This is a genomic window from Mycobacterium pseudoshottsii JCM 15466, from assembly GCF_003584745.1.
Lineage (GTDB): Bacteria > Actinomycetota > Actinomycetes > Mycobacteriales > Mycobacteriaceae > Mycobacterium > Mycobacterium marinum.
The window spans coordinates 3,368,783-3,388,282 of sequence record NZ_AP018410.1; the positions used below are offsets into that span (position 1 = coordinate 3,368,783).

Here is a 19,500-nt window from a genome sequence, read left to right on the forward strand (position 1 = left end):
GACGTTCACCGCGCCAGCGAGAAGCCGTCCCACGCCAGCCTGCGGTGCTGGTGCGGATCGATCTCGACGCGACTCTTGCGGTCGATCACCATGACAGCACGGCGGGTGTGCGTGTAAGCCGGCCAGTCCTCGCCGGGCGTACCGGTCTGGCTGAACGAGCGCCAGCGCCGGATCACCTCGTCGCTGACCCGCAACGCGTGTCTGCGGTCGGCGGCGGCGGTCAGAAGCGCGCCGAACCTGGTTCGATAGATGTCGAAGACGGCGAACAACTCGGTCGCATGCGTGGCCCCGAACCCGGACCAGCGCAATGTCCGTGGCGCGTAGTCATAGCGATAGAGGTACGTGGGAGCGTGCGCTCCTTGGGCTTCGGCGATCTGCCAGGCCGCGGCGTTGAATGCGAAATCACCGCCCAGCTGTATGCAGGCAGCGGACTCCGGATAGTTCGGGTAGGCCGCGGTGATGCGTTCACGGGTAGCCGGTTCGGTGTCGGCGAGCAACTCGTCGATCATCGCCTTGTTGGTCGGCAGCATTTTGAGGAACCGGGTGAACAGGCGGCCCTCGTCGGCGTTGGTGCCGACGATGAGCGGCACTTTGTGTGATTGCCCGGCGCGCATGGCCTCGACGGGGTCCAGCGGCAGGCAGTCATCACCGAAGGTTGGGCCGATTGGGAAGGCGCCCAAGCGTTTCTGCATGCCCTGATCGATCAGCCGGTGCTGGGTTTGCACCAGTTGAGCCGCGGTTGCCCGCATCAGCGCGCTGGCGGCGTCGTGCTTGCGCGCACCGAGCAGTCGGGCAAAGCGTGTCGCGAATTCGGCCGCGATTTCCCGCGGACGCACCATACCGGCGGCCGGACTCTCCGAGATCGCGCGGGCGAAAAGACCTTTGGCCGCCGGAACCGCCAGCAGCGTGGCGGTGATATGCGCGCCCGCGCTTTCCCCGAAGATGGTGACGTTGTCCGGATCACCACCGAACTCCGCGATGTTGTCCTGGATCCACTGCAATGCCATCACCAGGTCGCGCAGGTACAGGTTGCCGTCGATGGCGATGTCCGGTGTCGACAGCGAAGACAGATCCAGACACCCGAGCGCGCCCAGCCGATAGTTGACCGAAACATAGACGCAGCCTCGCCTCGCCAGTGCCGCGCCGTCATATATCGGAGTCGCCGAGCTGCCCAGGATGTAGCCCCCACCGTGGATGAAGACCATGACCGGCAGCGGTCGATGCGTGGGGGCTTCGGGTGCGACGACGTTGAGGGTCAGGCAGTCTTCGCTCATCGGCTGGTATTTGCCCAGGCCGAGCATGGTGTAGCGGCGCTGCTGAGGCGAGCAGTGAGTGAACCCATGACAGTGGCGGACACCCGACCAGGGCTGCGGGGGCCGCGGCGCGCGGAACCGGAGCGGGCCGATCGGAGCCCGCGCGTAGGGGATGGACCGCCAGCGGTGCACGCCGTCGCGAGTGAAGCCTTCAACGACGCCGGTGGCCGTGCGGGCGCGGACGGTGCGCTCATGCATAACCCGACGTTAGCGGACCCGAAACGCACACGGCGTGCGTACCACTTGAAATCCCCTCAGGGCGGCTAGCCTGACGGGATGCGAATCGCCGCGCTAGTCGCAGTACCGTTGCTGGTTGCCGGGTGCGCACATGACGTCGACAGCGACTCGGGTCGTTCGCAGACCAGCACCCCGGCGACGCCGAGCAGTAGCGTTTCTTCCTCGACAAGCAAACTTCCCACAGCCTCGAAGGTGCCGTCGGCCGGGGCGCCGATCTCCGAGGTCATTGCCTGGATAGAGGCTGGTCACGCCGCTGATCCGGCGCGCTATCACAGTGTGACGCGAGAGGATGTCACCACCGAGCTCGGCGACGATATCGCATTCAGCGCCCAAGGCGGCAAAGTGTCCTGCCTGACCGACACCAAGCACACCGGTGACGCGATGGCCTGCCTGGTCAGCCTGACCAACCCGTCTCCCCCACCCCCCACCGCCTACGGCGAATGGAAGGGCGGCTGGGTCGATTTTGACGGCACCAACTTGCGGGTCGGGGCCTCCCGAGGCGACCCGGGACCGTTCACCAACGGCAACGGGCCCGAGTTGGCCAACGGCGACTCGCTGTCGTTCGGCGACTACCGTTGCCGAGCCGATCAGGCCGGCGTTTTTTGCGTCAACTACGCCCATCAGTCCGCCATTGGGCTCAGCAGCGCCGGCGTCGAGCCGTTCGGCTGCCTGCGGTCGGTACCGCCGCCCGACGGTGTGGGCGCCGCGTTCAGCTGCTGAGGCGTGCCCGTCGGCTGCTATGCCTCGGTGATATCCAGTGCAATGGGAAGGCAGCCCCCCCTTTGGCGGGCCACGCGGTGGGGCCGATGACTTGCCCGACTGTGGCGGGTTTGTAGAGATGTCAACAGATTTCACCTCGCGGTCTGGCCCGCATCGGCCAGCTACGGTTGACGTCGTCAGCTACTTTGCGCAGTCCGGGTGCCGGGGCGTGATTATCGAGGATGCTTCACCGGCGGCGGGCAGGCAGCCGCTCAGGTACTCGACTTCGGCTGCCGCCGGTGGATGAACTACTGACGCACCCGCCATGGCCATGACACCATCACGCCCGTCATGGGCGTTACATTCCACAAGCTGGCGCCGTTGGTCGGCACCCGCACCCGGGGCAGGCTGGTGGGCATCCTCGGATTTCCGCTGCTAAGGATGGCGGTTCGCTCACCGCTGCCAATCTCGCCTTGCGCAACACGTCCGGCGCCGCTGACCTGGAAGCAAAGTGTTGCGCCAGACATTGAAATCTGGAAGCATCCGGCGGCGGTGCGGCAGGGGCATGATCCGCAGTTGGAGCGCGCCGCAACCGTCGCCATGGAAGCCCTCACCAAGAACCCAGCGCCCGCGCCTGCAGAGCCCGTCTATCCCAACTACGCGAAGTAGATCATGATCGAATACGACTCGCACAAATGGCTGGACCACTTTTTTGACATCCGCGGCTCGCTGGTCCGGGAGATCAGCGGTCGCGTCTCCCTATGCGTCGCGTGGTCGGCGGCGGTTGTCACCTTTCACAACTATGTCGCGCCGGTCGGCATGCCGTTCCAGCTGCACACCCTGATGGGCCTCGCTCTCGGTCTCCTTCTGGTTTTCCGCACCAACTCCAGCTACGACCGTTTCTGGGAGGGGCGCAAGCTATGGGGAGGCATCGTGAATGAAACACGCAACCTCGTCCGGAGCGCCAGCGTATACATCACCGGAGATCCCGCGCTGGTGGCCCGACTTACCCGATGGACAGCCGTCTTTCCCTGGGCGGCCATGCACAGCCTGCGCGGTACCAAAGGCCTCGGGCCACAAATCGCCGAACTTCCGCCCGCCGAGGCGCAGGAGGTGATCGACGCCCAGCATCCGCCTCTCGCTGTCGCCGGCAACATGTCCGATTGCCTCCGGGAGGCGCGCGAGCGGGGCCTGATCTCCGACATCATGCTCACCTCGATGGACCAGAACATTCAGCTCCTGGTCGACTACCTCGGCGGCTGCGAACGAATTCGCAAGACGCCGATGCCCTTCGCCTACGCCGTGCACCTGCGCCGGGCGCTTGTACTCTATTGCTTCACCCTCCCCTTCGCCATGGTCGAGACCTTCGGCTGGACGACCATTGTCGACGTCCTCATCATCGCCTACACATTCTTCGGCATCGAGGAAATCGCCGTCGAGATCGAAAGCCCCTTCGCGAATGACGCGAACGACCTCCCGCTCGAGGACATCTGCGAAACCATCCACAAGAACGTCTACGCCCAGGCGGGCATCTAGCAGCTCGCGTGCCCGAGGGGCTTCAACGCATGGCCCGCCGGGCCCGCTGGCAGGTCAACAACGAGCGCATCCGCCAGCTCGGGCGCGAGGAGGGGCTACGGGTTAGCGCCCGGGTGATTTCTGTGGCTACTAACTCGCCGACTAGGCCAAATCAGCGGGATCGCTCTGCGTAACCGATGAATCGCCTTCGGCCGCCAGCTCGAGCACTTGGATCTCCCCGGTGGTGCCGTCGACCTCGATGAGCGCGCCCGGCGGCAAGAACCGGGTGGCGCCCTGGGCGTCCACCACACAGGGGAACCCGAACTCGCGGGCCACCACAGCCGCATGCGACATGGGGCCACCCAGTTCGGTGACGACGGCCGCCGCGTAGCAGAAGGCAGCCGTGTAGCCGACGTCGGTGACCTCGGCGACCAGAATTTCGCCCGGCTCTAGTTCATCGATGGTCTCCGGACGCACGATCCGCACCCGGCCACGCACCCGCCCGCCGCAGACGCCGACTCCGCGCAAGGTGCCCCCGGCCGTTAGCGCCGCCGCCGAGGCGGTCGACGGCTCCCACTTCCCACTGAACACCGTGGGTGGGACGACGGCGGTCAGCCTGCGTTGTTCTGCGCGGCGCCGGGCCACCAACTCGGCCACGTCCGCGGGCAGTGCGTCGAGTTCGTCGACCAAGAGGTAGAAGACATCGTCGGAGGCGTGCAGCACGCCGGCTTCGGCCAGCCGGCGCCCATGCTCGCGCAGCAGGGCGCGCAGCACCCAGATCGCGCGAACCATCTTGTCTCGGCGCGCTTCCCGGTCACGCAGTTGGCGTGCGGCCAGCACCGCGATCGGCTTGGCCTGCAATGGTATCGACGGCTGCGGCGGTTGCGGCACCGAGGAGGTGCTCAATGTCTTGGCCACCATGCCGACCAACAATTCCGGGTTGTCGGCGTAGCTGGTCGACATCATCTCGACTTCCGCCGGCCCACGGTGCCCAATCAGCGAAAGCTCTTGGCGCACTGCATCGTAGAAGTGCGGCGCCGCCACCGCCAGCTTGCCGAGGCGGTCCCCGGGTTCGGACAGCAGCCGAATCACGGCTTCGTCGTGGCGCGCCGCGTCCACCAGGCGCTGTACCGCTTCCACCGAACGGGCGCTGACCAGTTCGGGCCCCGCGGCCGGGGCGGTGTCGCGGCCGCTCACGGCGCGCAACAGCACGTTGAATGCGGCACAGAGCATGAAGGAACCCGAAGCCAGCACCCAGCCGTGCACCACGTGGTCGCGGGCCAGCAGAATCAGGCTCAGCAGGCGCCGATCGTCAAGCGTGGTGACATCGCCCCCGGCAAGCTGCTCCAGGCGGTCGACATCGGCGATGAAATCGTTGGTGTCCAAGGCCGAACCGGCGCTCAGGCCGACCAGGTTGACGCCGAATACGCCGATATTGCGAACGGTGCGCAGTTGCCGGCGCACGAAGCTGGATTCTGCCGGTGGGCGTTCCTCGCCGAAAATGGGCAGCGAGCCCATGCTCGGGCCGAAGAACCCGCTGTTGCTGACGATCATCGCCGGCTTGGCGAATGGCACTGTCTCGGCCATGAAGTGCGCCGATGTGATGGCCCCGTAAAGCCGATGGGCGAACACCGCGACGGTGCGCATTGCGATCTCGCGCTGAATCACTCCACCTGGCCGCAACCGTTCGGCAATACCGACGCCGCCCGCACGCAGGCCACGCACGGTGACCGATGCCGATGAAGGCGAGAACGGACCGGGCAACGCTTCGGACAGATTGGTGGCCAGAAACGTCGGGAAACGCGGATCGATAGGTGTGTCGAACTCCCCGTTGACACCTTCCGGGCCTGCCAGCCGGGGAACCACACCGTCTTGCGCGGGAGCGTCAACGGCGGGCAGGTCCTGGATGTTGGCGAGTCGCCAGGGCAGCGATACCACCCGTCTGCCCAACGAGACTCGGCCACGCACGGCCAGCGCGAAGTCCTCGACAGACTCCTCGGCGGTGAAGGCCGGCTGGAACTTCCATTCATCGTGCAACCGCGCGGTGTCCATCACGGGAACGCCTTGCACCAATTGGAATTCGGCGACCGACCCAATACGGCGAAGCGCCGCGCCGACCGGCAGGATGGGGCGTCGCAGTGCCGTGGCGATCTCGCGCAACGTGGGTAGCCCCGGGGCGGCGAGATTGACCGGACCGGTGCCCGCACCGACGTCCGATACCGCGCGCGTCAGCAGCCGAAGTACGTCGTCGAGGTGCACCACCTGCAGTACGTCATCTGCCGAACCGTCGGGGAACGCCGGCAGAGCAAACAACCGGCGCACCCAGTTGTCGATGTTGCGCCCTACGATGAGCGCCGAACGCACGGCAACCCATTGCGCGCCGGACTCCTGCAGCATCTGCTCGACGCCCGCCTTGTGCCGCCCCTCGGCCGAAGCTGGCGCCACCGCACCGTGTTCGGTGGCCGGCATCGGCAGACCCGGCCGGTAGACGTGGGGGGAGCTGGGGGACACGATGCGGCCGGTACCGCAGGCTGCCATCGCATCCAAGACGTTGCGGGTTCCGTCGATGTTGATCTGCTGGCTGATCCGGCCGTCCGGACCCGGGTTCCGGGCCCATGCGCAGTGGGCGACCACGTCCGCGCCCGTGATTGCGCGCCGGACCGCGGCCGCGTCGCGGATATCGCCGGCAACGAAGTCGGCCTGACTCGGCCAGCTGTCGGGCCGCCGGCGCGACATCCCGACGACTTCGTGGCCCTGGCTGAGCAATCGGGAGGCCAGGCCACGGCCCAGCACCCTACCGGCCCCGGTGACCGCGACCCTCACTGAGTTTCCTCGCTAGTGAGCACCGCTCCTCCTCATTGCTTTACTCTGCACCCCTGCGGGTGCGGCTCATGTCTACTCGTCGTCGTTCATGAACGCCGCGTTGACCAGGGCGTCGAGGTCCATGTCCGCTAGATCTTCCTCGCTGGTCTCCGCGGTCACCGCGGCCTGCCCATTGCCGCCGGTCTCATTTGCCAACGCGAGCAACAGTTCCAGCACCCCGGCTTGGCGCAGGCGCTTGACCGGAATCGAGGCGACCACCCGCTGCAGTTCGGCTTCCCCGGGTGCCTCGGCCGTGGTGTCGCTTTGCGGCGACGCGCCGACCAGTTCCCGGTGCATGTAACCGGCCAACGCGGCGGAGTTGGGGTAGTCGAAGATGAGCGTGGGCGAAAGCGCCAGCCCCGTCGCCGACTTGAGTCGGTTGCGCATCTCGACCGCGGTCAGCGAATCGAAGCCAAGTTCCTGGAAGGCACGGTCCGGGTCGATCGCGTCCGGGCTGGAGTTGCCCAGCACTGTCGCGATGTGGGAGCGCACCAAGTTCAGCAAGATGGCGTGCTGCTCATCTTCGGGCAGTCCTTCGAGGCGTTGCAGCAGAGCCGATTTCGACTTCGCCGCGGCCAGGGAATCATCGACCTGACGTCGAGTGGGCGCGTTGATCAGATCAACGAACATCGGCGGCAGGGTCCCGCCGTCGAACTTCACCCGCAATGCGGCAAAGTCGATGTGGGCGGGCAACATGAATGGTTCGCCGAGGACCATTGCGGTGTCGAGCAATCCGAGCGCTTCATCGGAGGACATGGCCACGATGCCGTCTCGGACGAACCGCTTGAAGTCGACCGCTGCCAATCCGCCGGTCATGTTGCTGGCCTGATCCCACAGACCCCACCCCAGCGAAATCGCCGGCAGGCCGTGCGCTTGCCGGTGTACGGCCAGCCCATCCAGGAACGAGTTGGCGGCCGCGTAGTTGCCCTGGCCCGACGAACCCACCAGGCCGGCCATCGACGAAAACATCACAAACGCGGACAAATCCATGTCGCGGGTGAGCTCATGCAGGTTCCACGCCGCATCCACCTTTGCCCGCAGCACCATTTCCATGCGCTCGGGCGTCAGCGAGGTGACCACCGCGTCATCCAGCGCCCCAGCGGTGTGAATCACGGCGGACAGCGGGTGCTGCACCGGAATATCGGCAATCAGCTTAGCCAGCGCCGCCCGGTCGGCGGCGTCACAGGCGACCACCTGGACTTGGGCGCCAAAGGCGCTCAACTCCTCGGCCAGCTCTGCGGCCCCCGGAGCGTCCGGACCACGCCGACTGACCAGGACCAACTGACGCACCCCGTGGTGAGCCACCACATGGCGGGCCAGCGCCGAGCCGGCCATCCCGGTGCCACCGGTGATGAGTACCGTGCCTGCCGCCCACGCGTCGGGCATGGTCAACACGACCTTGCCGACATGGCGGGCCTGGCTCAGGTAGCGCAAGGCCGCCGGCGCGCGCCGCACGTCAAAAGTCGTCACCGGAAGAGGCCGCAGCACATCCTCGCTGAACAGCGCGGCGAGCTCGGCGAGGATCTGCGCGATGTGATCCGGCCCCGCCTCGAAGAGGTCGAAGGCCCGGTATCGCACACCGGTGTGCTGCTGGGCGACCACCGCGGCCTCGCGGATGTCGGTCTTGCCCATCTCCAAGAAGACACCGCCGGGGGCAACCAGCCGTAGCGACGCGTCGACGAATTCGCCCGCCAACGAGTCGAGCACCACGTCCATGCCGCGCCCGCCGGTGGCCGCCCGGAACTTGTCCTCGAATTCCAGGCTGCGTGAGTCACCGATGTGGTCCTCGTCAAAGCCCATGGCCCGCAACGTGTCCCACTTGCCCTTGCTGGCCGTGGCGAATACCTCGAGACCCCAGTGCCGGGCCAGCTGCACGGCCGCCATGCCGACGCCACCGGTGGCCGCGTGCACCAGGATCCGCTGTCCGGGCTGCACCGAGGCCAAGTCCCGCAGCGCGTAGAAGGCGGTGGCGAACACGACCGAGGTGGTGGCGGCCGCGGTGTCAGACCAACCCGCGGGGATCTTGACCAGCAGTCGGTGGTCGGTAATGGCGATTGTCCCGGTGCCCTCCGGGAACAGACCCACGACCCGGTCGCCCACCGCGAAACGCCCGTCTGGCGAGGCGGTTTCGACGACGACGCCGGCGCCTTCCACGCCCATCGCCGCGTCCGGGTCGGGGTAGAGACCCAGCGCGATCATGACGTCGCGGAAGTTTGCGGCCATCGCCGACAAGGCGACCCGAACGTGCCCCGGTTGCAGCGCGGCATCAGCATCGGGAATCGTTTCCAGGCGCAGGTTTTCGAACGTGCCCGCGGTGCTCATACCCAAGCGCCACGGGCCATCACCCGGTGGCACCAGCAGGCCGGCAACCGCGCGGCTGCCGTGTACCCGCGCGGTGTACACCTCGCCGTTGCGCCACAGCACCTGCGGCTCGCCGGCGGCCAACACCGCCGCTACAGCATGTTCGTCAAGTTGCGCATCGGTGTCGACCAACACGATTCGACCGGGGTGCTCGGTCTGTGCCGAGCGCACCAATCCCCATACCGCCGAGCCTGCCAGATCGGTGACATCCTCGTCCGGCAGCGCCACCGCGCCGCGCGTGGTGATGACCAATTGCCCTACCCCATCACGGGACAGCCAGGATCGCAGCACCTCGAGCACGGCGGCGGTGGCCGCATACACACCCGCCACCACCTCACCGGCCTGAGGCACGGACTCGAACACCACCGAGGCCCCGGGGTCGTCATCGCCTTCGGACTCCACTGCGCCCCAGATACGTACCGGCACAGGCTGCAATTCGGCCGAGGGCTGCGCCGTCCAATCCACCCCGAACAGGCGATCGGGTCCGGCCCCTGATACCGCAGCCCGCAGCTGCTGATCGGTCACTGGCCTTGCCAGCATCGACGCAACCGAGAGCACCGGTAGTCCTAGCCCATCGGACAATTCGATCGAGACCGCGGATGGCCCCGCGGGCGCAATGCGCGCCCGAACCGCCGAGGCTCCCGCGGCATGCAGCGTCACGCCCTGCCAGGCGAACGGAACCAGGACCGAACCCTCGGGGACCCCGAAATCGTCGGCGCCATCGGAAGCCAGTATCACGGCGTGCAACGCGGCGTCCAGCATCACCGGATGAATACCGAAGCCGGACACCGATACCCCGGCGTCGGCGGGCAAGGCAACCTCGGCGAACACTTCGTCGCCGCGACGCCACATCGCATTCAGGCCACGGAACGCCGGGCCGTAGCCGTACCCGCGTTCGGCCAACTGCTGGTATCCGTCGGCGTTTTCCACCTCGACGGCGCCGACCGGCGGCCACGTCGACAGATCGGTGGCCGGCTCCGGCGAACCAGAACCCAGCGAGCCCTCGGCGTGCAGTACCCAGTCCGAGCCGGCGTCGCCACGCGAGTACACCGACACCGCGCGGGCACCGGAGTCATCGGGGCTACCGACTACCACCTGTACCGCGACCGAGCCCCCGGACGGCAGTACCAGCGGTGCGGCCAGCGTCAGTTCGTCGACCACTCGACAGCCCACCTCGTCGCCGGCGCGAATGGCCAGCTCGACGAAGCCGGCACCCGGGAACATCACCACACCGCCGACGGCGTGGTCGGCCAGCCAGCCCTGCGCCGCAAGCGACAAGCGGCCGGTGAGCACCACTCCGCCCGATGCGGGGAGCTCCACCACCGCGCCCAGCAGTGCGTGTTCGCCGGCCTGCAGCCCCAAGCCGGCCGCGTCGGCGGCAACTGCATCCCCCGAGAGCCAGAACCGTCGCCGCTCGAAGGCATAGGTCGGCAACTCCACAAAGCGGGACTGCCCCACCACGGCTCGCCAGTCTACGGCGGTGCCGGCGACAAATACCCCTGCCACGGCGCTCACCAGGCTCACCGGCTCCGGTCGGTCCTTGCGCAGCGCGGAGGCCGTGGCCACCGGGTTGGTCACCGCAGCATCGGAGAACACCTCTTCGATCGATGCGGTAAGACCGCTGCTGGGGCCCACTTCCAGGAATCGGGCGGCACCGGCTGACTGCGCGAAGCGGATGCTGTCGGCGAATCGCACCGCATCCCGGACGTGACGCTTCCAGTAGGCCGCCGAGCCGAAGTCCTCTCCGGCCAGCTGCCCGGTCAGGTTGGAAATGATCCCGATGGTGGGCGCATTGACCGTGAGTTCACCGGCCACCGTTGCGAATTCGTCGATCATCGGATCCATCAGCGGCGAGTGGAAGGCATGCGAGACGGCTAGCCGGTGCACCCTGCGGCCGTCGGCTCGAAGCTGCTCGGCCACGGCGCTCACCGCGTCCTGGGCGCCCGAAATCACCACCGACGCCGGTCCGTTGATGGCCGCGATGCTGACCTGGGCACCGAGTAGGGGCAGCACTTCCTGTTCGGTTGCCTGCACGGCAATCATCGCGCCACCGTCGGGCAGCGCCTGCATGAGCCGGCCGCGCGCGGCTACCAGCACCGCCGCATTCTCCAGCGACAAGACACCGGCGACGTGGGCGGCCGACAATTCACCGACCGAGTGCCCCATCACGAAATCGGGTCGCACACCCCAGGACTCCAGCAGCCGGTACAACGCGACTTCCACGGCGAACAGCGCCGGCTGGGCGAACTCCGTTGTGTTGAGCAGATTTTCGTCGTGGCCCCAGATGACCTCACGCAGTGGGCGCAACAGATGGCGGTCCAGCTCACCGACAACGGTGTTGAACGCCTCGGCGAAGACCGGGTATCCGGCGTGCAGTCCCATGCCCATTCCCAGCAGCTGGGAGCCTTGGCCGGGGAAGACGAACACCGTCTTACCCGCGGCACCAGCCACACCCCGAATCACCGAAGCCCCACCGAACTCGTCACCGGCCAACTCATCCAGCCCGGCCAGCAACCCATCCCGATCAGCCCCCAGCACCACCGCACGATGCTCAAAGGTCGACCGACCCGCCAACGACCACCCCACATCAGCAACATCAAGCTCATCGTGAGACCGCACATGCGCCGCCAACCGCGCCGCCTGCGCCCCCAACGCCGAACCCGACTTCGCCGACACCACCCACGGCACCACCGGCACCGCACCACCAGAGGACCCACCAACCTCAACCCGAGGAGCAGCCTCCACAATCACATGCGCATTAGTGCCACTGATCCCAAACGACGACACCCCCGCACGCCGAACCCGATCCCCCGCCGACTCAGCCGGCCACGGCTGCGCCTCGGTCAACAACTCCACCGCACCCGCCGACCAATCCACATGCGGAGACGGCACATCCACATGCAACGTCGCAGGCAACACCTCATGGCGCATCGCCTGCACCATCTTGATCACACCCGCAACCCCCGCCGCGGCCTGAGTATGACCCATATTCGATTTGATCGACCCCAACCACAACGCTTTTCCAGCCGCCCCAGCCGACCCACGATCCTGCCCATAGGTCGCCAACAACGCCTGCGCCTCAATCGGATCACCCAACGTGGTCCCAGTCCCATGACCCTCGACCACATCAACCTCAGCCGCACTCAACCCCGCATTGGCCAACGCCGCACGCACCACCCGCTGCTGCGACGGACCATTGGGAGACGTCAACCCATTGGAGGCCCCATCCTGATTCACCGCCGAACCACGCACCAACGCCAACACCGGATGCCCCAACCGCTGCGCATCCGAAAGCCGCTCCACCACCAACATGCCGCCGCCCTCGGAGAACCCGGTGCCGTCGGCCGCGCCCGCGAAGGCTTTGCAGCGTCCATCCGCTGACAATCCACGCCAACGACTGAATTCAACGAAGATGTCTGGGGTGGCATTGATGGTGACGCCGCCGGCCAGCGCCAGATCACACTCACCGGACCGCAGCGACTGCACCGCCATATGCAACGCCACCAACGACGACGAACACGCCGTATCCACCGACACCGCCGGGCCCTCCAACCCCAGCACATAAGCCACCCGACCCGAAGCCACGCTGGAGAGCTGCCCGGTCAGACGGAAGCCTTCGACGGGTTCGGCAGCGAACATGCCGTAGCCCTGCGTCATCACCCCGGCGAACACACCGGTGGCGCTGCCACGCAAACCGCCCGGCTCAATCCCGGCGCGCTCCAAGGCTTCCCAAGACAGCTCCAGGAACATCCGCTGTTGCGGGTCCATCGCCAGCGCCTCACTGGGCCCAACACCGAAGAAGGCGGGTTCGAAATCACCGACTCGGTCTACGAAACCGCCGGTGCGGGTGTAGCAAGCGCCGGGCACGTCAGGATCCGGGTTGAACAGGCCGGCCAGATCCCAGCCTCGGTCGGCCGGGAAGTCAGACAGCACGTCGCGACGGGCCATCAGCATGTCCCACAGGTCGTCCGGCGACTCGATGCCACCGGGGTAGCGGCATGACATGCCGACGATCGCGATCGGATCGTCACCGGTGACGCGTACGGCCGGGGTGTGCTTGACCTCTTGCGGGGCACCAGCGAGTTCGGCACGAATGTAGTTGGCCAAACCGTTGGGGGTTGGGTAGTCGAAGATCAACGTTGGCGAAAGCGAAAGTCCGGTAACCGTTTTGATCCGGTTACGCATTTCGACGGCGGTCAGCGAGTCAAAGCCCAGCTCCTGGAACGCCTTGTCCGGGTCGATGGCCTCGGGCGTGATGGTGCCCAGCACGGTGGCGATGTGCGACCGCACCAAGTCCAGCACCACGGCGTGCTGCTCGGGCTCCGGCAGTCCGTGCAGGCGATGTGCCAGAGCGGATTTCGATTTCGCCGCGGCCAATGCGTCGTCGACCTGACGCCGGGTCGGAGCGCTGACCAGATCACTGAACATCGGCGGTACCGCCACCGCGTGAGCGCGCAGTGCGGCCAGATCTATCCGGGCCGGAGCCAGGAACGCCTGGTTGACGATGAGGGCGGTGTCGAACAGTTCCATTGCCTCATCGGAGGACAGCGCCAAGACACCCTCACGACCCAGCCGGGCCCGGTCGGCGGCATCCATTCCACCGGTCATGTCGCTGGCCTGATCCCACAGGCCCCAGCCCAGCGAAATGGCCGGCAAGCCGTGCGCCCGTCGGTGTGCGGCCAGGCCGTCGACGAACGTGTTGGCCGCCGCATAGTTGGCCTGGCCCGAGGATCCGACCACGCCGGCCATTGACGAAAACATCACGAACGCAGAAAGATCCAGATCACGAGTCAACTCGTGCAGGTTCCACGCGGCATCGACTTTGGCCCGCAGCACCGTGTCGACACGTTCGGGGGTCAGCGAGGAAATCACCGCGTCATCAAGCACACCACCGGCGTGGACCACGGCGGACAGCGGCCGCTGAGCGGGAATTTCGGCGATCACCTTGGCCAGCGCCGGACGGTCGGCCGCGTCACAGGCCACCGCCTCGACCTGTGCTCCGGCAGCGCTCAACTCGGCTACCAGCTCGGTAGCCCCCGGTGCGGCGGGGCCCCGCCGGCTGATGAGCACCAGATGGGCCACGCCGTGGTGGGCCACCAGGTGCCGCGCGAGCGCCGAACCCGCCATGCCGGTTCCACCGGTGATAAATACCGTTCCGCCACCAAGCGCACCACCTTGGTCGGCAGGCATGGTCATCACGACCTTGCCGACATGGCGGGCCTGGCTCAGGTAGCGCAACGCCGCCGGCGCGCGCCGCACGTCGAAGGCCGTGACCGGCAGTGGCCGCAGCACGCCGGCGTCAAACAGCCCGGCCAGGTCGAGCATGTACTGGTGCATGCGCGGGCGGCCGGGTTCGAACAGGTCGAATGCGCGATAGCGCACACCCGGATATTCCTGGGCGATGACGCCGGGGTCGCGGATGTCGGTCTTGCCCATCTCCAGGAACACCCCGCCAGGGCCCAGCAGGCGCAACGAAGCATCCACGAATTCGCCGGCCAGCGAGTCCAGCACCACATCGACGCCACGGCCACCGGTGACCTCGCGGAATTTCTCCTCGAATTCCAGGCTGCGCGAATCCGAGATGTGGTCTTCGTCAAAGCCCATGGCCCGCAAGATGTCCCATTTGCCCTTGCTGGCGGTGGCGTACACCTCCAGACCCAGGTTCCGGGCCAACTGCACGGCCGCCATGCCCACCCCGCCGGTGGCGGCGTGGACCAGTACCCGTTGGCCTGGCTGGACATTGGCCAGGTGCACGAACGCGTAGTAAGCGGTGGTGAAAACGGCTGAGATTGCGGCCGCTTCGGCGTAGGACCAGTCGGCGGGCTTGGGCAGCAACAGCCTGACGTCGCCGGCCACCAACGTGCCGCTGCCGTCCGGGAAGAATCCGTATACCGCATCGCCGACCGCGAATTCGGTTACTTCCGGGCCGATTTCGACGACAAAGCCGGCACCTTCGCCGCCGATCAAGGCGTCGTGGGTGAACATGCCCAGCGTGATCATGATGTCGCGGAAGTTGGCGGCGATGGCGCGCATGGCCACCCGCACCTGGCCCGGGCCCAGCGGCGCGCCGGCGTTGGGAACCGGCTCCAGCTGCAGATTCTCGAAGGTGCCCGCGCTGCTCAGCCCCAACCGCCACGGCCCGTCGACAGGCGGCACCAGGATGCCGTCTGCGGCGCGGCTGGCGTGCACCCGCGCCGTGTAGTGCTGCCCGTTGCGCAGCACTACTTGTGGCTCACCGACCGCCAGGGCCGTCGCTACCGCCGCAGCGTCGACCGCAGCGTCGGAATCAACCAGGACCAGCCGGCCTGGGTTCTCGGTCTGCGCCGAGCGCACCAATCCCCATACCGCCGCGCCGGCCAGATCGGTGACGTCCTCGCCGGCCAGCGCCATGGCGCCCCGGGTGGCCACCACCAGCACGCCCGAATCATGTTCGGTCAGCCACGACTGCACAGCCGCCAGCGCCTGATGGGTGCGCTGATAGGTCCCGCTGAGCGGATCGCCGTCAGCCGCAACGGATTCAAAGAGTTCATAGGCGGGTGCCGCATCGGTGGCGGCAACCGTCATCGGCGTCCAGACCACCTCGAACAGCCGGTCTGGACCGGATGCGGACACCACGGCGCGCATCTGCTGCTCGCTTACCGGGCGGGCCACCATCGCCTTGACCGAAAGCACCGGCAGACCAAGGTCGTCGGCGAGTTCCACCGAGACCGACGAGGGGCCAACCGGCGCGATCCGTACCCGCACCGACGCGGCCCCCGCCGCGTGCAGAGACACGCCCTGCCAGGAGAACGGCAACACCAGGTCCGCGTCGGGATTGGCGATCACCGCGGTGTGCAGCGCGGCATCCAGCAGCGCCGGGTGCACGCCGAAACCGCTGGTAGATCCGGCCGCCTCGGGCAACCGGGCTTCGGCGAACAGCTCCTCGCCACGCGCCCACATCGCAGTCAGTCTACGGAACGCGGGCCCATACCCGTACCCACGTGCATCCAGCCGCTCGTACCCGTCAGCCACGTCGACCGCGATGGCTCCAGCGGGAGGCCAGGCCGACAGGTCGGCCGCGGGCTGGGCGGAGTCGGCGCCCAGGGTTCCCTCGGCGTGGCAGACCCACACCGAGCCGGCGTCGGTGTCGGTGTCGGTGCGGGAGTAGATCGACACGCTGCGCTCCGCCGAATCGGCGGCGGCACCGACGACCACCTGTACCGCAACCGAACCCGATGCCGGGAGTACCAGCGGCGTGCGCAGTGTGAGTTCGTTGACCACCGAGCAGCCGACTTCGTCGCCGGCCCGGATTGCCAGCTCGACAAACCCGGTGCCGGGAAACACCACTACCCCCGACACCGCGTGATCGGCCAGCCAGCCGTGCGCGCCGAGCGCCAAGCGGCCGGTCAACACGACACCGCCCGATTCCGGAAGCTCCACGACAGCGCCCAGCAGCGCATGCCCGCCGGCGCTCAACCCCAGTCCGGATGCGTCGACGCTGACGCCCTCTCCGGAGAGCCAAAAGCGCCGCTTCTCAAAGGCATACGTGGGAAGCTCGACCAGGCCGGCACCGTCGAGCGGGCCGCGCCAGTCCACATTCACGCCGGCAACGAAGGCCGCGGCGGCCGACGCCAGGAATCGCTGCAGCCCACCGTCTTCCCGACCCAAGGTGGGCACGACGATGGGGTCGGCACCGGAATCGGCCGCGCAGTTGCGATAGGTGTCCTCGATACCGGCGATCAGCGCGGGGTGCGGGCTGGATTCGATGAAGGTGCGGTATCCGTGGCCACACGCGCTGCGCACGGCCTGGTCGAACTGCACCGTCTGCCGGATGTTGCGGTACCAGTACTCGGCATCCAACTCTGCTGTGTCCAAACGACTTCCGGTCACCGACGAGAAGAACGCGGTCCGCGACGAAAGCGGCTCGATCCCAGCCAGAACTTCGGTCAGCTGGCCTTCGATCGCCTCCACCTCGACCGAGTGCGACGCATAGTCCACATCGATGCGACGGGTACGCAGCTCCCGGTCCGCGCACTGCGCGATCAGCTCCTCGAGCGCTGCCACCTCGCCGGAGACCACTACGGCAGAAGGGCCGTTGATGGCGGCGATGCTGACCCGATCGCCAAAGGGCTCCAACAACTCCCGCGCCTGTTGCTCGCCACAGGCCACCGACACCATGCCGCCCGGTCCGGCCAGTCCGACAAGCAGCTTGCTGCGCAGGGTGACCACCTTGGCGGCATCGCGCAACGACAGCGCACCGGCCACATATGCGGCAGCGATCTCGCCCTGAGAGTGCCCGATGACGGCATCCGGGCGCACCCCGACCGACTTCCACAGTTCGGCCAGCGACACCATCACCGCAAACAGTACCGGCTGCACGACGTCGACCCGGTCAAGCCCGGGTGCCCCCGCAGCGCCGCGGAGCACGTCGAGCAGCGACCAGTCGACGAATTCCGCGAAGGCCTGACCGCATGACTCGATGTGGCGCGCGAATACCGGTGCGGTGTCGAGCAATTCGATACCCATGCCGATCCACTGGGAGCCTTGGCCGGGGAAGACGAACACCGTCTTACCCGCGGCACCAGCCACACCCCGAATCACCGAAGCCCCACCGAACTCGTCACCGGCCAACTCATCCAGCCCGGCCAGCAACCCATCCCGATCAGCCCCCAGCACCACCGCACGATGCTCAAAGGTCGACCGACCCGCCAACGACCACCCCACATCAGCAACATCAAGCTCATCGTGAGACCGCACATGCGCCGCCAACCGCGCCGCCTGCGCCCCCAACGCCGAACCCGACTTCGCCGACACCACCCACGGCACCACCGGCACCGCACCACCAGAGGACCCACCAACCTCAACCCGAGGAGCAGCCTCCACAATCACATGCGCATTAGTGCCACTGATCCCAAACGACGACACCCCCGCACGCCGAACCCGATCCCCCGCCGACTCAGCCGGCCACGGCTGCGCCTCGGTCAACAACTCCACCGCACCCGCCGACCAATCCACATGCGGAGACGGCACATCCACATGCAACGTCGCAGGCAACACCTCATGGCGCATCGCCTGCACCATCTTGATCACACCCGCAACCCCCGCCGCGGCCTGAGTATGACCCATATTCGATTTGATCGACCCCAACCACAACGCTTTTCCAGCCGCCCCAGCCGACCCACGATCCTGCCCATAGGTCGCCAACAACGCCTGCGCCTCAATCGGATCACCCAACGTGGTCCCAGTCCCATGACCCTCGACCACATCAACCTCAGCCGCACTCAACCCCGCATTGGCCAACGCCGCACGCACCACCCGCTGCTGCGACGGACCATTGGGAGACGTCAACCCATTGGAGGCCCCATCCTGATTCACCGCCGAACCACGCACCAACGCCAACACCGGATGCCCCAACCGCTGCGCATCCGAAAGCCGCTCCACCACCAACATGCCGCCGCCCTCGGACCAGCCGACCCCGTCGGCCGCGCCCGCATAGGCTTTGCTGCGCCCGTCCGGCGCCAGCCCACGATGCCGGCTGAACTCCACGAAGACGGTCGGGGTGGCATTGACGGTGGCACCGCCGGCCAGCGCCAGATCACACTCACCGGACCGCAGCGACTGCACCGCCATATGCAACGCCACCAACGACGACGAACACGCCGTATCCACCGACACCGCCGGGCCCTCCAACCCCAGCACATAAGCCACCCGACCCGAAGCCACGCTGGAGGTCATGCCCGTCAGGCGGTAGCCCTCGATCTCCTCGGCGAACATGCCGTAGCCCTGGACGATCAGTCCGGCGAACACACCGGTGGCGCTGCCGCGCAAGCCGGTCGGATCGATGCCGGAGCGCTCCAGTGCCTCCCAGGACAGCTCCAGCAGCATCCGGTGCTGCGGGTCCATCGCCAGCGCCTCGCTGGGGGCGATACCGAAAAAGCCGGGATCGAAGTCGGCCACGCCGTCGACGAAGCCGCCGGTGCTCGCGTAGGACTTGTGCGGCGTGTCCGGATCCGGGTCGAATAGGTCGGCCAGATCCCAGCCTCGGTCGGCGGGAAAGTCCGACATCACGTCGCGGCCCTCGGCCACCATCTGCCACAGGCCTTCGGGGGAATCCACCCCGCCCGGGAAACAGCATGACATTCCGACGATCGCGATCGGCTCACTCGACCGCTCCAGCAGCGCACGATTGGTGCGCTTGAGGCGCTCAACCTGGACCAGCGCTTTGCGCAACGCTTCGGTCGCATGCTGAAGTTGATCAACCATTACTGACCTCGCCTAACCCTCATCTAGCAATTGGTCGTCGACCGCCGGCCCTCGCCGGATCACGGAAGTTGCTGCACGAAGCGATGTCGCTGCATTTTCGACCACCGTCGTGCTGCGTTCCGACCGAAGAATGTCGCTGGTGAGTATCGCCAACTCCGGCAAGATTTCAAAACGTCCAATACTCCCAGCTATTTGCGAAACGGGCGGGCGCCAATGCGGCCGGATAACCCGTGGGCTGGATTTCCGTTGCACTGTGGTCCCGTATACCCCT

At 67.0% G+C, this 19,500-nt stretch carries 6 protein-coding genes; 3 read left to right on the top strand and 3 right to left on the bottom strand.

Annotated features, from left to right (window positions below; translation table 11 throughout):
• Positions 1-5 precede the first annotated feature (5 nt).
• Positions 6-1,511, bottom strand: coding sequence for a carboxylesterase/lipase family protein (locus MPSD_RS15375; protein ID WP_015355713.1), 1,506 nt, complete (start codon positions 1,509-1,511; stop codon positions 6-8).
• A 78-nt stretch (positions 1,512-1,589) separates the two neighbouring features.
• Here MPSD_RS15375 and MPSD_RS15385 point away from each other — a divergent pair, with 78 nt between their 5' ends.
• From MPSD_RS15385 to MPSD_RS15395, 3 genes are all read left to right on the top strand, one after another.
• Entirely contained in the window at positions 1,590-2,270 is a 681-nt protein-coding gene (locus tag MPSD_RS15385; RefSeq protein ID WP_012394711.1) for a hypothetical protein, read from the top strand.
• Between the two features lie 360 nt (positions 2,271-2,630).
• Positions 2,631-2,918: a peptidase gene (locus MPSD_RS15390; protein ID WP_232022539.1), complete on the top strand. Its 288-nt coding sequence runs from the start codon at positions 2,631-2,633 to the stop codon at positions 2,916-2,918.
• Positions 2,919-2,921: 3 nt separating this feature from the next.
• Positions 2,922-3,785 (top strand): bestrophin family protein, encoded by an 864-nt coding sequence (locus MPSD_RS15395; protein WP_015355711.1) that lies wholly within the window; start codon positions 2,922-2,924, stop codon positions 3,783-3,785.
• Positions 3,786-3,926: 141 nt separating this feature from the next.
• On the opposite strand, the gene MPSD_RS15400 is transcribed toward MPSD_RS15395, so the two are convergent.
• Together MPSD_RS15400 and MPSD_RS15405 are read right to left on the bottom strand one after the other, a co-directional pair.
• A complete protein-coding gene (locus MPSD_RS15400; RefSeq protein WP_086085266.1) occupies positions 3,927-6,587 on the bottom strand; it encodes a sugar epimerase family protein in 2,661 nt (886 codons plus the stop codon).
• 72 nt (positions 6,588-6,659) lie between these two features.
• The gene (locus MPSD_RS15405) at positions 6,660-19,229 is read right to left on the bottom strand and encodes a type I polyketide synthase (protein WP_119571729.1); all 12,570 of its coding nucleotides are present in this window, start codon (positions 19,227-19,229) and stop codon (positions 6,660-6,662) included.
• Between the last annotated feature and the right edge of the window lie 271 nt (positions 19,230-19,500).